Consider the following 702-nt stretch of genomic DNA (forward strand, 5'->3'; position numbering starts at 1 on the left):
CCACCAGCGAAGCTGGTGGTTGTCACTATGCGGGCATAGCCCTCTGTTCCTCGCGGACGCGTGCAACGCGTAATACGGTCTGCCAGCTGCGTAAGGACTGTTACTTGCCGCCCGTAAACGGGCTGTTAGATGGGATTCTCAGTTGCTCTCCCATCTCGTCCTCTTTTAGCTGATTCCTCACATACTCGGCAATTCGGCTCTCGTTTTTCCCTACCGTGTCCACATAGTATCCTCTGCACCAAAATTCTCGGTTCCGGTACTTGTATTTCAGCTCGCCGAATTGCTCATACAGCATTGTGCTGCTCTTCCCTTTCAGATACCCCATAAAGTGCGATACTGACATTTTCGGTGGTATCTCTACAAACAGATGGATGTGGTTGGGGCACGCTTCCGCTTCTATGATCTTTACCCCTTTCCACTCACATAACTGCCGCAGTATTTTTCCTATTGCCGCTTTCTTTTCTTGGTAAAATACCTTCCTCCGATACTTTGGCGCAAATACGATATGATATTTGCAATTCCACCGGGTATGGGATAAACTATTGATGTCATTCAGTCCCATCTGGATGTCCTCCCTTTGCTATCGTTTGTGCAGTTGGCAGACCGCACTCCTATTATAGCAAAGGGAGTTTTTTTATCTTTTTCATCGCCTTAGGCTTTTTTGAACCACTCGCCTAGCGAGTGGTTTTCTTTATACAAAAA

The 702-nt window shown here is 47.2% G+C and carries 1 protein-coding gene; it reads right to left on the minus strand.

The genetic code is table 11. The features are described 5' to 3' along the window. Window positions 1-100 precede the first annotated feature (100 nt). Entirely contained in the window at window positions 101-562 is a 462-nt protein-coding gene (gene tnpA / locus B5F94_RS16020) for an IS200/IS605 family transposase (RefSeq protein WP_162614482.1), read from the minus strand. Window positions 563-702 lie beyond the last annotated feature (140 nt).

Origin of the sequence: Flavonifractor sp. An4, from assembly GCF_002161755.1 — a bacterium.
Taxonomy (GTDB): Bacteria; Bacillota; Clostridia; order Oscillospirales; family Oscillospiraceae; genus Flavonifractor; species Flavonifractor avicola.

Coding starts and splice junctions, on each gene's coding strand:
- tnpA (WP_162614482.1), bottom strand. CDS start 562: ATGGGACTGAATGACATCAATAGTTTATCCCATACCCGGTGGAATTGC.